The sequence below is a fragment of the Nocardia sp. KT25-26 genome (assembly GCF_056627695.1).
Window position 1 is genome coordinate 2,799,004 of the sequence record NZ_CM152813.1, and the last position, 22,219, is coordinate 2,821,222.

Here is a 22,219-nt window from a genome sequence, read left to right on the forward strand (position 1 = left end):
GGCCGGTACGGGTTGTGCCGGGTGGGGCGAGCTGCGTGGGTAGGCCGATTCCCGGGTGCGGGTGGGGGTCAGGTGGTCGGGTAGGGTAGGCCGGAGCGGCATCCGTAGGGGGAACAGCCGTCGGGGTGGCCGTGTTCGGCGAACTCGTCGAAGATGTCGAGTTGCCGGTCGGCCCATTCCGTGCGGGTGACGCGGTCGATCGGAGCTCGGTCGAGGGGCATCCGCGAGGCATGCAGGTAGGCGTGTCCGCGTAGCGGTGGTGCGCCGGCGCAGCCGTGCCGGATCCGGCGGTCGAAATCGACGGCGTCGGCCCATTCCTCGGGTGCGTGGTCACGAAGGTGGCGCCACTGGGCGTTGCCGTGGAACGGGCAAGTTAATGCGAATATCCGGTAACGATCGCTGTTGTCCGCGGTCAGTTGGAATTCCCCATGGGCGGCCAGTTAGCGGGGGAGTATCTGGCCGCGATGGCAAACTAGTAGCAATGTGCCTGGAGTGCTCGCCAACGACGGTGTGCGGAAGTGGGGAAATCTTCGCAGTACCCTGTTCTGGTACTTCAGATTCGGGGCTGAACGTTGCCGACCGCAGCAGCGGTCATCTTCAGCGGTGGTCGACCCGCTGCCTCGGTCATAAGGGCGCGTCGTTGCTGCGGGTGTTGTAGGTGCGCATGCCGATCGCTGCCGCGACGAGGATGGCGATGCTGCTGGCCAGCAAGGCTCGACCGAATCCGGAGGCCAGCGCCTCGGGCGGGGCCGTACCGGCGGCCAGGAGGTCGGTGGTACGTGAGGTCGCGACGGTGGTCAGCACCGCCAGACCGAGTGCACCACCGAGCTGCTGCGAGCTGTTCAACAACGACGCCGCAAGCCCCGCCTTGTCCGCCGGCACTCCTGCATTGGCTGCGTTGGTGACCGAGACCAAGACCGCGCCCAGGCCGAACCCCATCACGATCATGCCGGGCAGGATGTCGGTCTTGTAATCACCGTCGACCGGCAGACCGGACAGCACGAACACCCCTGCGGATGCGAGTACACATCCACCCACGATCAACGGCCGGGTACCGACCAGCGGAATCAGCTTGGTCGCCGCACCGGCACCGATCCCGACCGCGAAGGTGACCGGCAGATACACCAGACCGGTCTTCAGTGCCGAGTATTCGAGCACGTTCTGCATGTAGAGGGTGAGGAAGAAGAACATCGACATGAATCCGGCGATCGCGATCAACTGGGTGCCGTCGGCGGCCGCGAGCCCCCGGACCCGGAAGATCGACAACGGCATCAACGGATTCGGGTGACGGTACTCGTTCACCACGAACGCGACCAGCAGCAGCGCCGCCCCCACCAGGCGGACGATCGTGCTCAGCGAACCCCAGCCCGCGTTCGGTGCCTCGACCACGCCGTACACCAGCAGCAGCAAGCCCCCGGTACCGAGGACCGCGCCGGGCACATCGAAGCTCGAGCCCGGCACCCGGCGGTCGTCGGGCAGCAGCCGATAGATCGCGGCGAACAGCACCACGCAGATGATCGGGTTGATCAGCAACACCGAACGCCACCCGAAGGATTCGGTCAACACGCCCCCGAGCAGGACACCGGCCGTCGAGGCCATCCCGATCATGGCGCCCCAGACCCCGAGCGCCCGGTTCCGATCCGTACCCTCCTCATAGGTGGTCGTTACCAGTGACAACGCCGCGGGCATCATCAACGCCGCGCCGGCGCCCTGGACAATGCGGGCACCGACCAGCAGCGGCGCGTCGGAGGCGAGGCCGCCGACCAGGGAGGCGAGGGCGAACACGATGACGCCGATGACGAGCACCCTGCGGCGCCCGATCAGGTCGGCCGCACGCCCACCGAGCAGCATGAAACCGCCGTAGGTCAGCAGGTAGCCGGTGGCCACCCACTGCAGCCCCTGCTCGGAGAACCCCAACTGATGCTGGATCGAGGGCAGTGCCACATTGACGATCACGGCGTCCATGAAGTCGAGGAAACCGACCGCGCACAGCAGTGCGAGGATCAGCTTGCCACGTCCGGTCGACAGGGCGGATGAGTTCACTACAGCGCGAGTCATGACGAACCGCCTCCCTCTGTGGAGTTCGTTTCCATGCGAATCCCCTCCGATCAGCACCCCGGGTAGTAGTGTGGTTGATATAATCAACTGCGATGGATGAAGTCAACTACGCTGCAAAGGGTTCGCGGTCCTACGGGCAGTTCTGTGGTCTCGCACGTGCCCTGGACCTCGTGGGCGAACGCTGGACGCTGCTGATCGTGCGCGAGTTGCTCCCCGGCCCGATGCGTTACACCGAGCTGAAGACCTCGCTTGCGGGGATCGCGACCAACCTCCTGGCAGAGAGGCTGCGGACTCTGGAGTCGAACGGCATCGTGCGGCGACAACTCGGAGGTGCGGGAGTCCTCTACGCACTGACGCCGTGGGGTGCGGGACTGCGAGAACCCATGGAGGCGCTCGGCAGGTGGGGCGCGCCGCTGCTGACGCCGGGCCGCAACGGCGATTCATTCCAGCCGCGCTGGCTGACGCTTGCCCTCCCGGCACTGCTACGGGGAGTCACTGCGAGTTCCCCGGCGGAACTCGGCATCGACATGGACGGCTTCCGCATGCTCGTGCGTATCGACGAGGACGGCCCCAGCGCAGTCGCCTGGACCGATCAGCAGCCGGACACGGTCTTCACCGCCGAACCGGAGGTCGTCATCGGGCTGGCAGCAGGCGGCCTCACGATCGACCAGGCCCTCTCGCTGGGAGACCTCCACGGCCGTAGGCGGATCCTCAGCACGGTGTTCCCACCGGGGCGGACGATCGCCGCGACCGGCGTGGCGCCATCGGCGACGAACGACTGACAGCAATCGAAGCCGGAATGGCTCCGGTGTCTCCGTAGACCGTCGACCGGCTACCACGTACGCACAACACATAATCGGCATGGGCGCTGTTCGGGCGGGATGCTGGCAGTGTGCCGGATAGCCGTATGTGGCCGCCAATGGGGTATCGCAACTGGCCGTACACGGGGAACTTCGGGTGGCCACTGGCAGTTGTGAGGGTGGTCGGCCGAATCGCCTTGATTCCAGCACTTCGGGTCAGGTTCGTGCATCCTTCTGGGTTGTGACTGACGATGGCGGTCGATGGTTACGGGCCACCGTTCTGAAGATGCCCTGGCGACACGCGATATGAGCTTGAGTTTCATGTCCGGTCTCCCGTGAGGCTGGTCTGGACGGCGGTGAGTTCGATGAAGGCGCGGGTAGTGCCGAGTTCCTCGGGAGTGGGGCCGGCGGGTGTGGGGACGGTGGCCAACCGATTCGCGAGTTCGAGCAGGACGTCGCGGTCACCTTCCAGGGCCGCGCGTTCGTCATCGGTGAGTTCGAGGCGTTCGAGCATCTGATCGACACCGTTTTTCACCGAGAGCAGTTGCCCCGCGCTGGATTGCTTGGGCAGGTAGAACGGGCAGCGGGCGCAGGCGAGGCGGTGTGGGCACTTGGCGAAGAAGTCGTAGGTGCAGTAGCCGTCTCCGAGGTCGTAGTACTTCCACGGTTGTTCGCCGTCGGTCGCGGCGCCGGACAGGATCACGTCGCGGTCGATGAGGACCTGGATGGTGCGGACGTTGCGCGCGAAGTAGTCGGCCTTGTGATATGCCGCTGTCAGGCGCCGCTGGAGGATCGCGGCGTAGCGCCGGGTGCTGGAATAGTGCTTGTGCCCCAGCCATTCCCGCAGATCCGGCAGGGACAGCGGATCTGGTGCGTTGAGTAGCTGGGTGGCGATGGTGGACCGGGCGCGGTGGCTGGTGAGCGCGCCGCGCGAATCGCTTTCCGGGATGCCGGCCTTGCGACAGAGCGCGGGCAGGATGTGGTTGTTGAGGTAGGAGCGGCCGATGAGCTCTCCGCGCACGCAGAACAGGAACTGGCGTCGGAGGCCGGTTTTGCGGTCTTCGAGGTCGGGCTGGGGCGGCCGCACCAGCTTCCAAGCATCGACGAGCTGGCCGACGGTCGGGTCCACGGGTTTGCTGAACGCTGGTGAGGTCTTGTTCTCCGGAACCCGGAGTAGGCAGATCGGGAACGGTTCGCCGGTTTTCTCGTCGCGGCTCTCGTCGCGGTCGACACAGTCGAGTTCCAAACGGCGGATCTCGTCGATGCGGAGCCCGGCGAACAGCCATACTCCGACCAGGGCGCGGACCATCTCGATCGGGTAGTAGGTGCGGTGGCTGCCGGTGCGGGCCTTGGCCCGAGGGCTGCCGTACTCGTTGAGGTCTTCGCTGTTGAGGGTGAGTCCGGCGGCCATGAGCTTGGCCCATGCGACTTCATCGATGATGCGCGGGTTGGGGCTGATCTTGGCGCGTAGCGACAGCGGCCCGGACAGCACCTTGCGCGGGTCGAAGGCGAGAGTGACCCATTCCCATTCGACCAAGTCCAGGAAGAACGCGCGGAGGCTGTCGATGCGCTGCACTTTCGCGGACGGAGACAGTGGTTGACCGGCCTTGACTTGGTTGCGGTTGTGCCCGGCCCACTGCCCGTGCACCGCGTGCAGGGTGTCGGCGACGTACTCGGCTGCCATGTCGCGCGTCCAGAACTGAGGTTCGACGGCGTGGGGGTGCTTCTCGGCTGCCCACCGTCCGGCGATCAGGATCACCGAGAACATCCCGCGGACACTGCCGGGTTCGAGGGTGGTGAATTTGCGCCAGCGCTGCGCCCATTCCAGCCACGGCGGTGGCACCGACGCCAAGGTCTCCGGACGTGAACCGCGTTGGCGCTGGTTCCGGGGAATCGGAGTGGTGATGATGCCCTTGTGTGCCAGCACACGCGACACTTTGATCAGCCCGCGCCGTCGCGCGCCGACGGGATGCCGGTCGGCCACGGCACGCACGTCGGAGTCGGTGAGTTCGGTGAGTTCTGCCTTGCCGGTGCAGAGCATGAGATCGCTGACCGCGGCCGGTATCTGGCTGCCGACGGTGTGCTCGGAGGAGTCCCACGACCGCAGGACGTCGATCACTTCGGTGGCGGCGGTGAGGACGGTGTCGGGGCCGAAGACGAGGTCGGCGATGTGCCGGGGTGCGACTGACACGGCATGATGCAGGGTCCGGTCGGCAGCGAGCAGGTTGGCTAGCGCCACGACCCAGCCGCGGCAGCCTTTCTCGACCGCCTGGGTCAGATCGATCCATGTATCCCGGGTCCATTCGTGATAGGGGATCTGGGTGTTGTGGACCTGGTGCAGCATCATGGTGCGCAGTCGGCTGGTCCGTTCGGGACGATCCCAACTGGCGGTTGCTTCTTCGATCGGCCGTACCAGATGTTCGAGCGTGGTGCTATTGCGGGTGGTCAGGCGCGGCGTCGCGGTGTCGAACATCCGGGCCAGTGCTGTGCGTTCGTCGGTGGTCAGCATGCTCACCATGCCTCCGCCAGGGCGGCCAGACGACGTTCTCGGTCGGCGTTGAGCGACGTCGTTGTGTTGTGCAGTTTGGCCGCCAACTCGCGGCCGGAGAGGTGGATGTACTTCAGCGTGGTCGACAGGTCTCGGTGGCCGGCGTACTGGGCGATATCCTCGATCTCCCACCCGGCCCGAGCCAGATCGGTCAACCGCAGATGCCGGAGGGTATGCGGGTGCAGTTGCGGGACACCTGCCCGCGCCGCGATGCCGTCGACAACCTTCGACCACGCCGACGGGCCGATCGGCGTGCCGCGGTTGCGGCGCGACATGCTCAGAAACAGCCTGCCCTCGACCCGCCCGAACATGCTGGCCCGCTGCCGCATGTAGGCCACGAGCAGTTGCCTGGAAGTCGAGCCGTAGGCAACCTCGCGGGCGCGTTTGGACTTCGTGTTCTCCGCTTGAAGGTGGATCAACGACCAGGCGGGTTCGAGGTCATCGATGTCCAGCGTCACCAGTTCTTCACGGCGCAGCGCGCCGTCGTAGGTCAGTGTCACCATCAGCCGGTTGCGCAGCGGCTCGGACTCACACGCGTTCAGAATCCGATCCCATGCCCATTCGTTCGGGATCCAGGGCGCCTTCTCGATGCGCCGGACCAAGCCTTGCCGCGGTCGCTTCCGGGCTCCGCTGCGTCCGGACTGACCGCGGCGCACTGGATTTCGTTCTCGAATCTGCTCTTCGACGAGGTAGTCGTAGAAGCCGCGGACCGCAACAACCCGTTGCTGGATCGTGGCATTGGACAAACCGGTTCCACCGGTTCGCTTATTCGTCCGGTCGTGCATGTCGCCGATCCATGCGGCGACGATGTCGGGCCGAGTGTTGGCGGGATCTGTGCCGAGCCTGATGCAGAAGGCCAGGTGGTCCTCGACTGCCCGGCCATAGGCATCCACTGTGTTCGGCGCTCTACCGATGTTCGCGGTGAACTGCAACCACCGCCGAGCTTCGTCATGCTGCGCAACCAGCGGGAAGTGCTCCCAGCACACTGTGATCATGAGTCGGAAATCTAGCCAGCCCATATTCCAAATAAGGCATCCGATACACGACGATTTCGCCGTATCACCCCAGCCGCGTTGGTCGAGCCAGCGCAGGCAGTCGCGGCGGGACATGCCGAGTTCGAGTAGTGGATAGCGTGGGCGGGTGTAGCGGTTGACGCGGCGGGTGCTGACGCGGTGGATCTCATCGGCGCTGAATCCGATCCATTGCTCGGCGACCCGTCCGGCCGGGACGCGACGGAATCGGGGTGGTCGTGCTCCGAGGAGTTCACGGACCTTGCGCTGGATCGGCACCAGCTTGTACTCGTGGGTGCATTGTCGGCGCGCCATCCCGCGTGCGCCCTCGGGTGAGCGGGTGAAGTACGGCACCGACACGAATCGGTGAGCGGGGTCGAGGCTGTCGCGTCGCAGGTGTCCGTTGTCGACCCGGAACAGTGGAATACCGGCCCGGGCGAACTCGACAGCCAGCCGATCGAGCTGGGCATAGACTCGGGCGGGTTCCCACCCGGTGTCGGCGAACACAGCGGCGTCCAACCGGGGAAGGTCACCGGCGCATGCCATCAACGCCAGGACCGTGGACTGTACTCCGGCCCCGCACGACAACACTCGCAGCGTCGGTTCCGAATCGGTCATCGTCGCAGGTTTCCTCCGTCTGCGTAGGGGCGCACCCTGTCGGCCGGTGTGTTCTGGCTGGGGTCGGGTCGCCGGTCACGGCGGGTCGGGGGTGGCGGTGAGGTCGACGACGAGGCGACAGACCGGCCGGTTCGGGCTGGTGATCTGCACCTGCAGGGTCGCGGTCGACGCCGGCGGGACCCCGTCGGGTGCGGGGTGGGTGTGCCAGACCTCGCCCCTGGTGGGGTTCAGAGGTGGCAGGTGGTCGCGGATCCAGTCGACGACCTCGCCGACATGCCCGATCACCGGCTGCGGGGTCACCGGCGCCGCCGAACCCGCCGCGGCGGCCGGACTGCGGTGAGGGCGCGGTGCGGGCCGGTGCTGAGGGCGCGTGAGGTGGTGGGGGCGTGGGTGAGGATGTCGGTCGCGTCGGGGGTGTGGTCGACTCGTTGGGTGGGCACGGCCGGGCCGGGGCGGGCACCCGTGCGGGGCCGGACGACGGTGTCGTCGGTGGACACGATGATCCGGTTGCCGTGGACGTCGTCGACTGTGGCCAGCCGGTGGTCGAGGTCGTGGCCGGTCCTCGGCCACCGGAACCGCGTGAGTAGACGCCGGACAGCGTGTGGCGTCCCGCGGCCGGCGAGGGCTCGGGTGAGGCGGTGCGCCTCGTGGTCGGCAAGGGTGAACCGCCGCGGTGTGGCCCGGGTTCGGGGGTGCGGCAGGTCAGGACGTGTAGACACAGCAGTCCTCCGGACAGGTCGAAGTGGGTGGGCGATTCCCGCGGCGCGGCACGTGGGTCCGGGTGTCCAGCAGTGGTTCGCTCAGGTGGGTTCGTGGTCGAGGAGTTCGTGATTGCGGGCAGAGGAGCGGGGGCAGACGCAGCGCGGGACGGGGTGGTCGCAGGTCAGGCAGTGACCGCAGTAGGGGCAGTGGCGTGCGTTGCGGGTGAGGAACGATTCACACATCTCGCAGAACTGCCAGAAGGTGGCGGTGTCGAGGTAGGAGTAGTTGGAATACCAGGTCCCGTCGCGCCAGTGCCCGTAGTGTTCGTTGAGCAGGTAGGCGCGGTGTTTGTAGGAGGGATCGACGGTGAGGATGACGGCTTTGTCGCTGCGCAGCCACTGCTCGAAACCGTTGCGTCCGGTCCAGGAGTCCAGAGATCCGAACGGTTGGTGGGGCAGGAAGTCCTCGGCCGCGACCCGGGTGTCACTGCGCGGATCACCGGTCCGGGGGTGGACCTGGGGTGGCAGGATTCCGTTGTGCGCCAGCACGGTCCGCTCGTCGCCACCGATCGGGAAGGGGTGGCAGTTGTCGATGGTGAGGTGTCCGTGGGTGGCCAGCCGGGAGTGGAACAGGGCCGGCCCGTCGGGGAACTCGGCACGGAGGGCAGCGAATTCGGTGATCGCCCGGTCGGGGTCCAGGCTTTTGCCGACGGTGATGCGGTGGCCGGTGATCAGGGCATAGCCGTGGCCGTGAGGGTTGGCGGCGGCGCCGGCGGCAAGGAGGTCGAGGTCGGGGCTGACGCCGGGTTTACAGAAAGTCAGGATGCACACTTGAGGCTCTCCAAGTCCTGGTGCAGCGGCAGATAGTCGGGGTGGGCGGCGATCCAGTCGCGGAAGGTGTCCCAGGCCCACCCTTGGCGGCGGGTGATGTCGGCGGCCCGCAGCCCGCGGGTGTATTCCACGGAGCCGGCGGCGAACGCGAGCGCGGCGGCGACCTGTCGCCGTTGCAGGGAGCTGGCGAAGATCCGCAGTTCGTAGGTGTGGGTGGGGCAGGTGTTGATCGCTTGATGCCGGTCACTGATGTGTCGGCCGGCGATGGCGGCGGCGACGTGCGCGCGGGACCGGGGATCGAAGGCCGCGTAGTGGGTACGCCGCCGCGCCAGCTGGGTGACCGCGTCTTCGTTGCGGTAGATGAACTTCATCCACCGGTAGGCGTGGGCGGGAGAAGAGAATCCGGTGCGGGACAGGTGGATGTGGAGGCCGACGCCGGTGTCGGTGCGGCACCCGAGCAGCCGCAGCCGCGACAGCAGCGGCCACGGGAACTCGTCGAGGGCCCACCGGTAGGACATGGGGTGGGTGACCATCTCGAATCCCGAGGGCCGGATGGAGGAGTCGGCTTTGAGGTAGCCGAGCTCACCGAGGGCGTCGACCGCGGTCTCGACCGCCTGACTGTGCTGGTCGGCGGTGGTGACGATTTCGAGTTCCATCCCCAGATACAGCGGACCCCGGCCGTGGAAGACCGGGACGGGTTTGTAGTCGTAGGGGTGGATCACGGTGTGCGGCATCGGCGTGCCGCAGCTGCCGCAGGGGCCGGTGCCGTCGGCGACGGCGCTGTAGCAGTTCGGGCATTCGCTGTAGCCTTCGGTGTAACAGCCGTGGCAGATGTCGCTGCCGGTGTCGGTGCTGTAGCCCTCGCCGTCGATCGCGGTGTCGCAGCGGGCGCAGTGCCCGCATTCGGCCGCGCATTCCGCACAGACCTGCGTGGTGGCGGTGGTGGGTTCGGTGTCGGTGGCGTAGCGGCGGCAACGGTCGCAGCGGGTGTAGTCGTCGACGCAGTCGTCGCAGACGAGGGTGTCGGTGACGGTGTGATGGCCGGTGTCGGTGACGCGGTCGCAGTCCTGGCAGCGCGACATGGTGTCGGCGCAGTCGTCACACACGTGGCCGCCGTCGACAGTCTCGGCCGCCGGGTCACCGACCGGGTGGCTACAGTTCTCACACCCGATGTCGGTGTCCGGAGCGGCGGTTGTGGTGGGCATCGCGGGTCGGTCCTTTCGGCCGGACGAACGAACAGAGCCCGGAACAGCCGCACCAATCGCGCGGACGGTTCCGGGCCCGAGGACACAGAACAAAAAAGGGAGATTTCCTGGGACGGGCGCCGGATCAGGGAGCAGCGCGGCGGCGAGGGCTCCACACCGTGACGCCGCCGGCGGCTGGTCTCGGTCGGCATCGGCACCGGTCGATGGGGTGGTGGCAGCGGTAGCACCAGTCGCACAGCCGGCACGACCGTGCTCTGGGGTCGGTTTCGCTGGCCCAGCAGCCTCCGCAGATGGACCGCAGCCCGGTCGGGGACAGGTAGGAGGTGTTGGAGTACCAGGCCCCGTCACGCCAGTGCCCGAGATGTGCGTTGATCAGGTACACCCGCCGCCGGTAGGCGGGGTCGACGGTGAAGACGACGAGTTTGCTGGTGCCGAGCCACGTCGACAGCCGCCGGATACCACGCCGGGTGTCGAGGGATCCGAACGGCCGCGTCGGGAGGTAGTCCTCGGCCGCGATCCGGGTATCCGACCGTGGATCCCCGGGACAGGGGTGGACGTGCCGTGGCAGGGTTCCGTTGTGCGCCAGTACTGTGCGTGGGTCGCCGCCGAGATGGAAGGGGTGGCAGTTGCCCAGGGTGTGGTCGCCGTGGGTGGCGTAGCGGGAGTGGAACAGTGCCGGCGAATCCGGGTGCCGGGCGCGCAGTGCTGCGAACTCGGTGAGCACGGGGTCGGGGTCCATCCCGTGTCCGACGGTGATCCGGTCACCGTCGGTGATGATCGCGTAGCCGTGACCGTGGGGGTTGGTGTCCGCGCCGGCGGTGAGAATGTCGAGGTCGGGGGTGATGCCGGTGGGCAGGTAGGTCAGCAGGCACATGCGAGGCCCTCCCACTGCGCGGCGAGCGGCGCGTACTCGTCGCGGTCGGTGACCCACCGGGTGAAGCGGTGCCACTGCCAGGCGCCGGCGTGGATGTCGGTGATCGACAAGTCGCAGGTGTAGGCGATGGAGGCGGCGGTGAACGCGAGCGCGGCCCGCACGGTGGCCGGTGCCAGGGAGCTGGCGAACACGCGGAGTTCGAGGGTGTCGGTGGGGTGGGTGTTGATGGCCTGGCGGCGGTCGAGGCCGGGGACGCGGCGGCCTTTCGCGGAGTCCTTGACCCGTTGCCGCGCGGTCGAATCGAACCGCGCGTACCGTGTTCGCCGCCGCGCCAACGCGACGAGGTCGGATTCGTTGCGGTAGAGCAGTTTCATCCACCGGAACACATGCGCCGGCGAGGTGAACCCGGCGCGGGAGGCGTGGACGTGCAAGCCGACGCTGTCGTCGGTCCGGCAGCCGAGGTCGGCGAGGTCGTCGAGCAACGTCCAGGGGAACCGGTCGATGGCGTATCGGTAGGACATGGGGTGGGTGACCAGTTCGAATCCGAGTGGCCGGATCGACGCGTCGCGCTTGAGATACCCCAGCCCGCCGAGCCGACCGGTCGCCAGCGACACAGCGTCGGCGTGGATGGGTGAGGGGGTGATGAGTTCGAGTTCCATTCCGAGGTAGAGGGGGCCGTCGCCGTGGAAGCGGGGGTCGGGGCGGTAGGTGTAGTTCCACACCCGGTCCGGCGCCGCGCACGGTTCACACGCGCCGTCGCCGGTGAGGGTGCCGCAGTCCGGGCAGGCGTCGAGACGGGCCCCGCAGGGGTGGCAGACGCGGGTGCCGCCGGAGACATACCGGCTCGCCCGCGTGTACCGGCCGCATTCGTGGCAACGGTCATAGGTGACCGCGCAATTCGGGCACAGGACCCGGTCGTCGATGGTCCGGCTGGTCGGCGGGGCCCACAACCGGCACGACATACACGCCCGCCAGCCCGGAGTGCACGGCCGGCAGCGGGGAAGGTTGTCGAATGTCGGCCTCGGCGCGGACGGCCGTGTCCTGCACATACAACACGAAGGCAGCGAGTCCGCGCACCGCGGGCAGAGCCGGTCCTCGGCGGGATCGGGGACCGACGCCGAATCACGGTGGCAGGACACGCACACCGGATCCGGTGCCGTGTCGGGAATCGGACACATCGAAGACCTCCAACAGGACGAACGGAACGCACCACCCGGTCGGGGCGGGAGACGGTCACCCGGGGGTGCCGTAGTGGTGAGAGAGGCGGTGCGTTGTGGGGCTACTGGTCGTGGACGGCGTCGGCTCGCCAGTACGGATGCAGGCGTGGTGGCCGACCTGGAGTGACCTCTCGCGGGATTGGCGACCCGCGATCAGGGCCGACCGTGAGGGGGCGTGGCGGTTATGCTGGGTGGTGGGAGAATCGGTGGGCCTGCTCAGGAGTGAGAAGGTCATGTCCACGCGCACACCACGATCGAGCCGCCATGCGGGGCGGCGTCCGGATGTCGGGGAACGGCTGCGACGGTCCCGGGAACTGCTGGGGCAGCGCCGAACCCGGGTCAAGGACCGCGAACGCCGCATCACCAGCGACGTCAACGCCTACCTACGGGCATGGGAAACCATCCTCGGTATAGAGGCCGACCGCGACGACGCGATCGCGGACCTCCGCGCCCGCATCGACTCCACCACGAAAGAAGCGGCCGACGAAATCGCCACCCAACGCGCCCGGCAAGCCGACGTCGCCGCACGCCTGGTCCAGGACTGTGACAGCACCGACGACGTCGCCCGACTCCTGGAACTCACCCCGCGCCAGGCCAGGCAGTTGATCAGCCAAGGCACCGCCACCGCCACCGATCCGGCGCGGACTACCGAACCAGCCACATCGCCATCGGTCGCGGGCGAGGCGGGGAACACGTCGTCGCGTCGGGAACATTCGACCGAAGTGCCCAGCCACGGTGGGCAACGGGTCCCACTCGAACCGGAACCGGAACCGGAACCGGAACCGGAACCGGAACCGGAGTCGAAGGCGAGGCAGACGACTCCGGTGCCCGGTCCCGGTCAGTCTTCGGCCGGATAACCACGGGGGTTGCTGGTCAGTGGTAGTTCCCGGCGCGCCAGACCAGGTGCCGGAACTGCGCGGTCGACAGCGGGACACGGGCGGGGACCCCGGGTGCCGGGGGCAGGGGCCAGTGGACGAGGCCGCAACGGTGGCAGTAGAAGGCGGTGTGCCACAACTGGTCCGCCTGGGGCCGGCCTCGCCGGATCCGGGCGTTGTACGACCACCGGTAGGCCGCGACCGCGGTCAGCGCGATGCCGGGGAATCCGAGCAGGACGAACATCAGGAACCCGGCGAACGTGGACATCGGGACCGAGGGGTCGACGTCGTGGGCGTGGGAGCCGACCCCGGCACCGATCGCGGCCATGAGCGAGAACGTCACCCACACCGTGCCCACAATCCCGGACAGAAGGGCCGGTTTCTCGTCCGGGGCCCGCCGCAGCCTCGCGGCGAGCAGGCTGGTGGAGGTGGTGTTGATCGTCGACGCTGCGAATACCGGCACCATCCCGGCCGGGGAGAATCCGATGCCGTCGATGTAGTCGGTGCCGGTCACGGTCGCGACACCGGACGCGTGCACCGCGGGCACGTGCTGCACCCAGTCGTCGCGTCCACACGCCGGACACCGGAGGTCCGGGATCATGACCGCGGTGGTCTTCGCATGGTGTGCCCCCATCACTCCGCCCGGAGCTACTTTAGCCGGAGTCGAAACCATCAGGAACCTCCCGTTTCTCCGGCCGTGCGGCCCGTGTCACCGATGTGGTGCGATGCCGGACCCGGTATTGGGGTCGGTGCCACGGCCGGTGTTGCGGCTGTAGTAGTCGGTGGCTCGGGTGGGGTGGTGTGGTGCGCACCGCTCGGCGGCTCCCGGCGTTCGACCTCGGTGGTGGTGCACCGGTGTGCGTCGTGGAGGATGCGGGAGATGGTGGCGCGGTTGCGGTCGACCTCACGGGCGATCTGGGCGGCGATGGCGCCGTCGCGGTGGTGGCGGACCAGGATCCGCGTCACGACGTCGGGGTCACGGCGCCGCGCCGGGTCTCGTGCGCACAACCGCCGCGCGATCTGCGCCCACTCGCCCTCCTCCAGCGGCGTCGCAGGCGACGTGTCGCCGGGCGGCGGGCCCGCCGCAGTGCGAGCGCGGTCGCCGAGTATCGGTGACGCGGCGTCGGGCGATGTGGGTCGCGGGCGGCGAGTACCGGCCGGTCGCCGCCGGGTAGCCGACGCGGACACCGGTGATGGGGGCGGGGTTGTCGTGCTGGTGGTGGGTTGGTCGGCGAGGGCGAGGACGGCCAGGGTGGCTTGGATGGTGGTGCCTTCGATGATGATCGGCAGCAGCCAGCGGGCATCGGGAGCGATGCCGGCGACTCCAGCCAGGGACTGCAACGCGGTGAACGACAACCAGAACGCGGCCACCGCGATCACGAGCGTCACCGCTGTCGCGACCCGATGGGTGAATCCGCGCTGCGGCCGGGTGCGGACGAGCGACGCGGCACTGTGCACGGCGGCCAGAAGCGCAACGGGCGGTATCACCGCCACCGCCGCGGCGATTACCGGTGCGGCGGTGGTGTGCAACACCGCGTGTGTGGCGTTGCCGACCACACTCACCCCTGCCGCGCACACCAGCACCGTCCAGAAGAACACCAGTTGCGCACGCCCAGCCTGGGTACGCGGATCCTGGTTGCGGGAACGAGAATCGGTCATCGGTCGGCTCCCATCGACAAACCTGTGCGCACAACGCAACCGGGAAACCTGCCTGGGCGAGCCCCCGGGCATAGGCGGGGACGCGGATGGCGCTGTGCTTGATCGGGTGTGGTGTCATCGCTGAGCGAGGACTGCTTTCACGCGGCGGACGGGGACCGCGGTGGCGGTGGCGATATCGGTGAGCGATGCCGCGTGCGCGGCGAGTCCGGTGATCGCCGCGCGCATGGCGGTCGTATAGGCGTTTTCGGCGTCGCGGAGGGCTTCGAGTTCCGGTGTGACGGCGACGACGGTGACGTCGATGTGGGCGAGACCCCATGACGCCACCGGTCGTGCGTAGGATCCAGGTAGGGTGAGTCCGGCGTGGTGACCACAGGCACTGGGAAGGATGTTGGGGTGAGTGTTGTTGTTCTGGAGATAGATTCGGGATCACGGCGGGAACCTGCGTGGGTGGACGAGCTCGTTGATGAGCTGCAATCGGACCTCTCTGAGATCCGAGGGGTGGCCGTGCACCGGGTTACAGTCGACGCACGTCCCGGGGAGAAGTCCAGCACTACAGAACAACTTGGACAGTTGCTCCTTTCCGGTGGTGCGATCGGCACCGCTGCATGGGCGATCCGCGACATCACATCACGTTTCCTGGAACGGACTCGGGCGGACTCGGTCACCATCAAGAAGGGGGACCGGGAAGTCACCGTCGTCCGGCCCGAGCTGACCCAGGTCGATGCCCTCGTCGAGCAGATCGCCGACCTGTTGCGTGATGACTAGTCCAACCGGACGGCGTGTCGCGCTTTTCGTAGCCAATGACATCTACCATTTCGACGGTTTGTCTCGACTGTATGCACCTGTCTCTGACGCCGAACACCTCCGTGAATTGTTGCGTGATCCCTCCGTCGGCGAGTTCCGGCCGACAGAGCTACTTATCAACGAGTCCAAGCCGGAGATCGAGCGGAGTATCGAACGACTGTTTCGTGGCGCCGGGCCGGAGGACGTGGTCCTGTTTTACTTCTCCGGGCATGGCCTGCGTACCCGACAGAACCTGTACCTGGCGGCGGGAAACACCGACCCTCAGCTCCTGAGTAGCACAGCGATATCGTCGGCCTTTATTCGTGAGCTGATCAGAGAGTCCGCCGCTGCTGCCAAGATCATCTTGCTGGACTGTTGCTATAGTGGCGCGTTCCTTGGCTCTGACGTGTTGAAAGGACCGCTAACCATCGATGATGTCGCCCAGGATCTGGCAGCTGGCGATGGGGTCTGCGTGCTCACTGCCTCCAGCGCCGTTGAGACTGCCGCCGATGGCCCTGCTGGTGGCGGGGCCGCGCCGCTGTCGGTGTTCACCTCGGCGCTGGTGAAGGGAATCGACACAGGTTTGGCTGACAACGGCAGCGGCAGCATCAGTGCCCACGACCTGTGGACTTATGTGCATGCCGAAGTCCGTCGTCAGACCGACAGCAAGCAGACACCAAACCATTACGGCGCTTTCAAGGATGAGGTGCATATCGCCCGTGTACGGAGGCGGTATGCCAGTCTCGTGGATGCTGGACACCGGGTCCAGCTCGGCGATCTCCTCGGTCGGCTAGAACAGGATTCGGACGAAGCTATACGGGCGATCAACTATCCGGGAGCGGGCCACCTGAGGGTTCCTATTGGCCGCGAGCGGCGCACCGACGGGGAGCCCGGTGAATCGGTGGCACTGGATCTGGCCGGTCCGGACCGGAACCTTTTTGTCGTAGGGCGTGGAGGCTCGGGGAAGAGCACATTCCTACGAACCCTGACGGGAGCGTTGGCTCTCACTCATTCGCCCAATGAGGTCGTGCTGTATGTCTTGGAATCAGGTAACCGCCTTGGCTCGATGAAGGCCCTACCGCATATCGCGGCAGCTGCGGACGACGATGATCGGGAGGAGGTAGACAACCTTCTTCGCGGGCTGGCGGAGGAGATTGGCCGTCGCAAGAGGATGTATCGGGAGTACGGCATCGACTCGCCGGCCAGCCTGCGCGCCGCGCGGGCGGGCCTAGACCAGCCGGTACCCGACATCTTTCTCGTCGTCGACAGGCTTGGAGACTTCCGTGGGCGCTCTGCGGACTTCGACCGCCGGATCCAGCACATCGCTACTGTGGGACCGGAATTCGCGATGCACTTGGTGGTGACCGCCAATGACTGGAACGAGGCACCCAACGAACTGATCGACTTGCTGTCCGCCCACATCGAACTTCGGCTCCACCGCCCGGCCGAATCGCGCCAAAATCCAGACCGTGCTGCCCGCCTGCCTAATGGCTCTGGTTGGGCACTGTTCGAACAGAGGACCTTCCGGATCGCTCTGCCCGATATCAGAGAGCTTGAGCCTGAGATGGTCATAATGCCGCAGACATCTGATGGTGCCGCAGAACTGGTCCGTAAGGTATTGGGCCGCCGACCTCCAACGGATGGCCCCAATCTTCCTCTCATCGCTGGGAACTCCGAGATCGAAACCTGGGCTCAGCTGATGCACCTAGGCGATATCGGGAACTTCAGCCCCGAGCACGCCTGGCAGCCCCGTTATGGCCGTGAGCGGCTGCGGGTGCCGTTCGGTGTCGGTGCCGACGGCTTGCCGGTGGAACTCGACATCAAGGAGGCTGCCGAGAGCGGTATGGGCCCGCATGGTCTGTGCATCGGCGCCACCGGTTCCGGTAAATCCGAATTCCTCCGCACCCTGGTGTTGAGCCTGCTCGCCACCCACTCCCCGGATCAGCTGAACCTGGTGCTAGTCGACTTCAAGGGTGGCGCAACCTTCCTCGGTCTCGACGGCGTACCGCATGTCGCGGCCGTCATCACCAACCTGGAAGAGGAAGCCGACCTCGTCGACCGTATGAAGGATGCCCTGGCCGGTGAGATGAATCGCCGCCAGGAAGTGCTGCGGCAGGCCGGCAACTTCGCCAACGCCTCCGAATACGAGAAGGCCCGCGCCGCCGGTGCCGACCTGAACCCGCTGCCCGCGCTGTTCGTCGTGATCGACGAGTTCTCCGAACTCCTCACCCAGCACCCGGATTTCGCGGAACTGTTCGTGATGATCGGCCGCATGGGCCGCTCCCTGCACGTGCACCTGCTGCTCGCCTCGCAGCGCCTGGAGGAAGGCAAACTGAAGGGCCTGGAGAGTCACCTCTCCTACCGGATCGGTTTGAAGACCTTCTCCATGAACGAATCCCGCGCAGTGCTGGGTGTGCCCGACGCCTACAACCTGTCCGGTGTCCCCGGCGCTGGTTACCTGAAATCCGGTTCTGGCGAGATCAAACGCTTCCAAGCCTCTTACGTCTCCGGCCCATACCTCGGCAGTACCCACGACCTTAATTACGGTGAGGGTGTCGAGCAGCTGTCCAACGTGGGTATGCTCGTCGCTCGGATCCAAGGCCACGGGCGCCCCGCCCACGATATCTGGCTGCCCCCGCTAGACGAGGCCCCCAGCCTCGACCAGCTGCTGCCCCGTTCGATACTCACCGGTGACATCCCGACCGTCGCGACCCTGCGCGCCCCCATAGGCATCGTCGACCGCCCGTACGATCAGGCCCGTGAGGCCATGGTCGTCGACCTATCCGGTGCTCGCGGTAACGTCGCCGTCGTCGGTGGCCCGCAGTCAGGTAAGTCCACCGCCCTGCGTTCGCTGATCATGGGCATGGCGCTCACCCACACCGCCGAACAGGTGCAGTTCTACTGCCTCGACTTCGGTGGTGGCACCCTGACCGGTTTGCAGGGCCTGCCGCATGTCGGTTCCGTCGCTGGCCGCCTCGACGAGGACATGGTGCGCCGCACCGTGGCCGAAATGACCACCATCGTCCGCACCCGCGAAGCCCGGTTTCGTCAGCTCGGTATCGAGTCGATGGCAGAGTTCCGCCGTTTCCGCTCCATGGACCCGTCCTCTAGCCCGGCCGTCGCCGGCGCCCACGAGGACCCCTTCGGTGACGCCTTCCTGGTGATCGACGGATTCGGTTCCATCCGCCAGGATTTCGCCGCCCTTGAACAAACTATTATGAACCTGGCCGTCCAGGGCCTGTCGTATGGCGTCCACGTCGTCATCGCGCTGGCCCGATGGGCAGAGGCCCGCCCCGCCCTCAAGGACCAGATCGGCACCCGAATCGAACTCCGCCTCGGCGACCCGATGGATTCCGACCTGGGTAGCAAGATTGCTGCCCTGGTCCCGCACGGTCGTCCCGGTCGCGGCATGACGCCGGACTGCCTGCACATGCTCACGGCGCTGCCTCGCACAGACGGTGCTTGCGATCAGGAAACCCTCAGCCAGGCAGTGGCTTCCGCGGTCCACCAAATCACCGCTGCAACACCTGGCCGGTCCGCACCGCCGGTGCGGGTGCTGCCCAAACAAATGCCACGTGAGCAGTTGCTAGCGTTGTCCGGGAACTGGATACGTAAGGACCGTGCAGGAAAATGCCTGCGGATACCGATCGCCCTAAATGCAGCAGAACTCGAACCAGTATATCTCGACTTCACCGAGAGCTCGCATTTCATCATCATCGGCGATACCGAATCCGGAAAGACCACACTGTTGCGGTCGATAATGGAGGGCATTGCGGAAGCGAACACTTCGAATGAGGCCCGTTTCGTCGTCGGCGATTACCGGCGTGGTCTGCTGGGTACCGTGCCCAACGGCTACCAGGCAGGCTATGGTCCGACCGCACCAGTATTCACCAACTACATGACGGAACTGGCCGCGTACCTGGAAAAGCGCAGTCCCGGCCCCGATATCACTTCACAACAACTACGTGACCGCTCATGGCTGGCTGGAAAGCCGGAACTGTTCGTCGTCGTCGACGACTACGATGTCATAGCTACCGCGGCCGGCAACCCGATACGAGCGCTGGACCAGCATCTTCCCTTAGCGCGCGACCTCGGGTTCCACATGATCATCGCCCGCAGCTCCCGCGGTGCGAGCCGCGCGATGTACGACCCGGTGCTAGGCAGCATGCGCAACCTGGGTGCGGAAGGTCTCATTCTGAGCTGCAGCCGCGACGAGGGCATTCTCATGGGTAGCGCACGGCACAGCCTGCAACCACCAGGCCGGGGCACGCTCGTAACACGGCGAGGCGATGAACTGGTACAGGCTGCATGGATGCCGCCGATCGAGTCACCGCACAGCCCGCCCGACCACAGGGTTGCTAACCCCCGACCACTAGACGGGAAGTCCGGTCCATGAAGAAGAAACCTCGGCCCACATTACCGCCTTGGCTGACAACTGAGGAAGTGACAGGCGACACCTGATTTGGCTTGCCTTCGGGCGGGCTGGATGAACCGTCACGGGTAAGGGACCGGCTTCAGGTTTCAGACCAGCGCCGGTCGGCGTGGCGATAGTTGAGCGTAGTAGTCGGCTTCGTACTCGGCCGGGGTGAGGTAGCCGAGCCGGGAATGCAGGCGCGCGTTGTTGTACCAGTCGCACCATTCCATCAGCGCGTACTCGACCTCGGATATGGTCTTGAACGGGCCGTGTCGGCGCACGACCTCGGTCTTGAACAGGCCGATGATCGATTCGGCGAGTGCATTGTCGTAGGCATCCCCGACCGATCCGATCGACGGCGAAATACCTTGCAGTGCAATCGATTCGGTGAAGTTTACCGAAACATATTGAGACCCCGCATCGGAATGATGAATCAGCCCGGGCTCGACGGGATGCCCGTAATGGTCACGCAGCCACACGGCCATGTTGACTGCCTTGGACACCAACGGTGTCGTTTTCGACGCCAAGATGTTCCAGCCGACGATCGCGCGGGAGTAGGCGTCGAACACGAACGCCACATACGCCCATCCCGTCCAGGTCGAGACATAGGTGAAGTCGGCCACCCACACCTGGTCCGGCGCGGTCGCGGTGAAGTCGCGGTTGAGCCGGTCACCGGCGCGAATCCCGTCTTCGGCCGGGATCGTGGTCCGATGTCGCCGGCCTCTGACGGCGCCGTTGAGCCCGAGTTCGCGCATGATCCGGTCCACGGTGCAGAACGCCACGTCATGGCCCTGACGACGCAGCCAGCGTGTCATCTTCCGGCGTCCGTAGAGCCGCTCGGGTGCGCCGTCGAGCCCACGCAAGGTGTTCTCGACATAGGCGTCGGCGACATCACGCGCCGAGGCCGGCCGACGGCGGGCTTTGCGGTAGGTCCTGGGCGCGATCTGCACCCCGTGCGCAGACAGCGCGCGGCAGATCGGCTCGACGCCGAAGACCTGGCGGTACTCGTCGATGAATCCGACGATCAGCGGCGTCGCGGGTCGAGTTCCCGCGCGAAAAAAGCTGACTTAGATTCAACGGGTCTGTGCAACGGTGCAGGTGAAGGGCTAGTGATTCGTGGCAAGGGTTGGGCGGCCGGGGATGTCGGATGCGACGAAGGCCGAGTTGTGGCGACGGTGGCGCGCCGGAGAGTCCATCAGCGTCATCTCGCGGGCACTGAGCAAGCCGCCGGGATCAGTGTTCACCGTGCTGAAACACCATGGCGGAATCGCCCCCGCCGAACGTGTACCGCGTACTGAACATCTCACCAACCAGGATCGGGAGGCCATCTCCCGAGGGCTGAGCGCTGGATGGTCGTTCCGCGCGATTGCCGAAACGATCGGTCGTGCGCCCTCGACGGTGAGTCGAGAGGTCGGGCGCAACGGCGGGCGTGATGTCTATCGCGCTGTCGCAGCTCAGGAGCGTGCCGAGGACCAGCGCCGGCGTCCCAAGCCCAGCCTGCTGGCACGAAACGCCCGGCTCCGAGAGCGGGTGCTCGAGCTACTCGGGCAGGAGTGGTCACCCGAGCAGATCGTCGGACGGCTGCGCCTTGATCATCCCGGCGACCCGGAGATGACGGTCAGCCACGAGACGATCTACCGAGCGATCTACACCAGTCGCTGGAAGCTGATTCCCAAGCCGATGAGCAAGAAGCTGCGAACAGCTCGGCCGATCCGAAAGAACAAGCGGCACAGCGTAAAAGGGCAATGGCGCTCGCAGATCATCAACGCGCGACCGATCACCGACCGCCCCGCCGACGCCGAGGACCGGAGCGTGATCGGGCAACCCGGGAGGTTCTCAAGTGCCGAACTGGGACAACGCGAGAGACAAGCTGCGATATGAAGGCACGCCCGAACTCGGAGTCCCCGAACCTGCAGGTCATCCAGCCCGTCCTCCGGCTCACCGAGCCGGACCTCATTGCGGGTCACCGCATCAAGATGATCAAACGCCAGATGTTCGGGCGAGCGAAACCGGACCTCCTCCGCAAACGAATACTGTTGAGCGACTGAGCAACCCAACCAACGAAATCACGAAATATGTGCCAGATCCCGGATTGGCGTGCCGTTGACAGGGCACCGCTGCCTGCCGGCATCGGTCACGGTCGGCGATCCACGACTTCGGCAGATAGAGCTCCCGATCAATGAGCGTACGCCCCTTGCTGCTGGCATAGGCGCAGAACACGCCCAGCTGACAGTTCTCGATCCGTCCTGCTGTTTCCGAGTATTGTCGTTGCACCCCAGCAGAGTTCGTTCCCTTCTTCAGGAACCACGTCTCGTCCACGACCAGCACGCCATCCGGTGCACCCAGGTGTTCGACCGCATAGCCACGGACATCGTCACGGACCCCATCGGTATCCCATGCTGCCTTGTTCAACAGCCGCTGCATCCCGATCGGCGTCAGTTCACCCGCCGCTTCCGCCAGCGTCCACCGATTCTTCCCCGCCAACGGCGCGAGCAACCCACGCACCTACGCCCGCGCCCTCCACCGCGGCTCCGACCGGCAAAACCTGCCCGCCACCAGCGCAAACAGATCATCCAACCCGGCAACCCACGCAGCAAGATCCTCATCCAGCGACACAAGACCCGCA

Annotated in this window: 18 protein-coding genes, 3 pseudogenes and 1 other annotated feature; of the genes and pseudogenes, 5 read left to right on the top strand and 16 right to left on the bottom strand. The window is 66.3% G+C overall.

Going from position 1 to position 22,219, the window contains the following annotated elements:
* Positions 1 to 68: 68 nt before the first annotated feature.
* Both AC1HFH_RS12700 and AC1HFH_RS12705 read right to left on the bottom strand, forming a co-directional pair.
* Positions 69 to 371 (bottom strand): annotated as a pseudogene (locus AC1HFH_RS12700) (hypothetical protein); the annotation flags it as partial.
* Positions 372 to 624: 253 nt separating this feature from the next.
* The gene (locus tag AC1HFH_RS12705) at positions 625 to 2,058 is read right to left on the bottom strand and encodes an MFS transporter (protein WP_480247648.1); all 1,434 of its coding nucleotides are present in this window, start codon (positions 2,056 to 2,058) and stop codon (positions 625 to 627) included.
* Positions 2,059 to 2,150: 92 nt separating this feature from the next.
* Here AC1HFH_RS12705 and AC1HFH_RS12710 point away from each other — a divergent pair, with 92 nt between their 5' ends.
* Positions 2,151 to 2,840: a winged helix-turn-helix transcriptional regulator gene (locus tag AC1HFH_RS12710; protein ID WP_480247649.1), complete on the top strand. Its 690-nt coding sequence runs from the start codon at positions 2,151 to 2,153 to the stop codon at positions 2,838 to 2,840.
* 337 nt (positions 2,841 to 3,177) lie between these two features.
* Here AC1HFH_RS12710 and AC1HFH_RS12715 read toward each other — a convergent pair whose 3' ends face one another.
* From AC1HFH_RS12715 to AC1HFH_RS12755, 9 genes and pseudogenes are all read right to left on the bottom strand, one after another.
* A complete protein-coding gene (locus AC1HFH_RS12715; RefSeq protein ID WP_480247838.1) occupies positions 3,178 to 5,367 on the bottom strand; it encodes a tyrosine-type recombinase/integrase in 2,190 nt (729 codons plus the stop codon).
* Positions 5,368 to 5,369: 2 nt separating this feature from the next.
* A complete protein-coding gene (locus tag AC1HFH_RS12720; protein ID WP_480247839.1) occupies positions 5,370 to 6,425 on the bottom strand; it encodes a tyrosine-type recombinase/integrase in 1,056 nt (351 codons plus the stop codon).
* A gap of 12 nt (positions 6,426 to 6,437) precedes the next feature.
* Positions 6,438 to 7,034: pseudogene (locus AC1HFH_RS12725) on the bottom strand (hypothetical protein); the annotation flags it as partial.
* A gap of 75 nt (positions 7,035 to 7,109) precedes the next feature.
* A complete protein-coding gene (locus AC1HFH_RS12730) occupies positions 7,110 to 7,334 on the bottom strand; it encodes a hypothetical protein (RefSeq protein WP_480247650.1) in 225 nt (74 codons plus the stop codon).
* Complete coding sequence (locus AC1HFH_RS12735) at positions 7,331 to 7,753, bottom strand: hypothetical protein (RefSeq protein WP_480247651.1); 423 nt, start codon at positions 7,751 to 7,753, stop codon at positions 7,331 to 7,333. The genes AC1HFH_RS12730 and AC1HFH_RS12735 overlap by 4 nt, the downstream gene beginning before the upstream one ends.
* 81 nt (positions 7,754 to 7,834) lie before the next feature.
* Positions 7,835 to 8,566: a hypothetical protein gene (locus tag AC1HFH_RS12740; protein ID WP_480247652.1), complete on the bottom strand. Its 732-nt coding sequence runs from the start codon at positions 8,564 to 8,566 to the stop codon at positions 7,835 to 7,837.
* On the bottom strand, positions 8,554 to 9,771 hold the full coding sequence (locus AC1HFH_RS12745) for a hypothetical protein (RefSeq protein WP_480247653.1): 1,218 nt from the start codon (positions 9,769 to 9,771) through the stop codon (positions 8,554 to 8,556). The genes AC1HFH_RS12740 and AC1HFH_RS12745 overlap by 13 nt, the downstream gene beginning before the upstream one ends.
* Before the next feature lie 124 nt (positions 9,772 to 9,895).
* Positions 9,896 to 10,645: a class II glutamine amidotransferase gene (locus AC1HFH_RS12750; RefSeq protein ID WP_480247654.1), complete on the bottom strand. Its 750-nt coding sequence runs from the start codon at positions 10,643 to 10,645 to the stop codon at positions 9,896 to 9,898.
* Positions 10,633 to 11,607 carry a hypothetical protein gene (locus AC1HFH_RS12755; protein ID WP_480247655.1) on the bottom strand — a complete coding sequence of 325 codons (975 nt, stop codon included), beginning with the start codon at positions 11,605 to 11,607 and terminating at the stop codon, positions 10,633 to 10,635. Before AC1HFH_RS12755 ends, AC1HFH_RS12750 begins: the two co-directional genes overlap by 13 nt.
* A 488-nt stretch (positions 11,608 to 12,095) precedes the next feature.
* On the opposite strand from AC1HFH_RS12755, the gene AC1HFH_RS12760 reads away from it, so the two are divergent.
* Positions 12,096 to 12,719: a hypothetical protein gene (locus tag AC1HFH_RS12760; protein WP_480247656.1), complete on the top strand. Its 624-nt coding sequence runs from the start codon at positions 12,096 to 12,098 to the stop codon at positions 12,717 to 12,719.
* A gap of 16 nt (positions 12,720 to 12,735) precedes the next feature.
* On the opposite strand, the gene AC1HFH_RS12765 is transcribed toward AC1HFH_RS12760, so the two are convergent.
* The 3 genes from AC1HFH_RS12765 to AC1HFH_RS12775 all read right to left on the bottom strand — a co-directional run bounded on the left by AC1HFH_RS12765 (position 12,736) and on the right by AC1HFH_RS12775 (position 14,720).
* Positions 12,736 to 13,371 (bottom strand): hypothetical protein, encoded by a 636-nt coding sequence (locus AC1HFH_RS12765; protein WP_480247657.1) that lies wholly within the window; start codon positions 13,369 to 13,371, stop codon positions 12,736 to 12,738.
* Between the two features lie 38 nt (positions 13,372 to 13,409).
* Complete coding sequence (locus AC1HFH_RS12770) at positions 13,410 to 14,396, bottom strand: DUF2637 domain-containing protein (protein ID WP_480247658.1); 987 nt, start codon at positions 14,394 to 14,396, stop codon at positions 13,410 to 13,412.
* A gap of 114 nt (positions 14,397 to 14,510) precedes the next feature.
* Positions 14,511 to 14,720, bottom strand: coding sequence for a hypothetical protein (locus AC1HFH_RS12775; RefSeq protein ID WP_480247659.1), 210 nt, complete (start codon positions 14,718 to 14,720; stop codon positions 14,511 to 14,513).
* 123 nt (positions 14,721 to 14,843) lie between these two features.
* Here AC1HFH_RS12775 and AC1HFH_RS12780 point away from each other — a divergent pair, with 123 nt between their 5' ends.
* Positions 14,844 to 15,161, top strand: a complete 318-nt coding sequence (locus tag AC1HFH_RS12780; RefSeq protein ID WP_480247660.1) for a hypothetical protein — start codon at positions 14,844 to 14,846, stop codon at positions 15,159 to 15,161.
* Positions 15,154 to 19,575 (top strand): type VII secretion protein EccCb, encoded by a 4,422-nt coding sequence (gene eccCb, locus AC1HFH_RS12785; protein WP_480247661.1) that lies wholly within the window; start codon positions 15,154 to 15,156, stop codon positions 19,573 to 19,575. Before AC1HFH_RS12780 ends, eccCb begins: the two co-directional genes overlap by 8 nt.
* Positions 19,576 to 19,700: 125 nt before the next feature.
* On the opposite strand, the gene AC1HFH_RS12790 is transcribed toward eccCb, so the two are convergent.
* Positions 19,701 to 20,621, bottom strand: a complete 921-nt coding sequence (locus AC1HFH_RS12790) for an IS3 family transposase (protein ID WP_480247840.1) — start codon at positions 20,619 to 20,621, stop codon at positions 19,701 to 19,703.
* Positions 20,529 to 20,657, bottom strand: a sequence feature (AL1L pseudoknot). Its footprint overlaps the gene before it by 93 nt.
* Positions 20,658 to 20,733: 76 nt before the next feature.
* Between AC1HFH_RS12790 and AC1HFH_RS12795 the strand changes: the two genes are divergently transcribed.
* Positions 20,734 to 21,474, top strand: coding sequence for an IS30 family transposase (locus AC1HFH_RS12795; protein WP_480247662.1), 741 nt, complete (start codon positions 20,734 to 20,736; stop codon positions 21,472 to 21,474).
* A 231-nt stretch (positions 21,475 to 21,705) separates the two neighbouring features.
* Here the strand turns inward: AC1HFH_RS12795 and AC1HFH_RS12800 are convergent.
* Positions 21,706 to 22,203, bottom strand: a pseudogene (locus tag AC1HFH_RS12800) (IS701 family transposase); the annotation flags it as partial.
* Between the last annotated feature and the right edge of the window lie 16 nt (positions 22,204 to 22,219).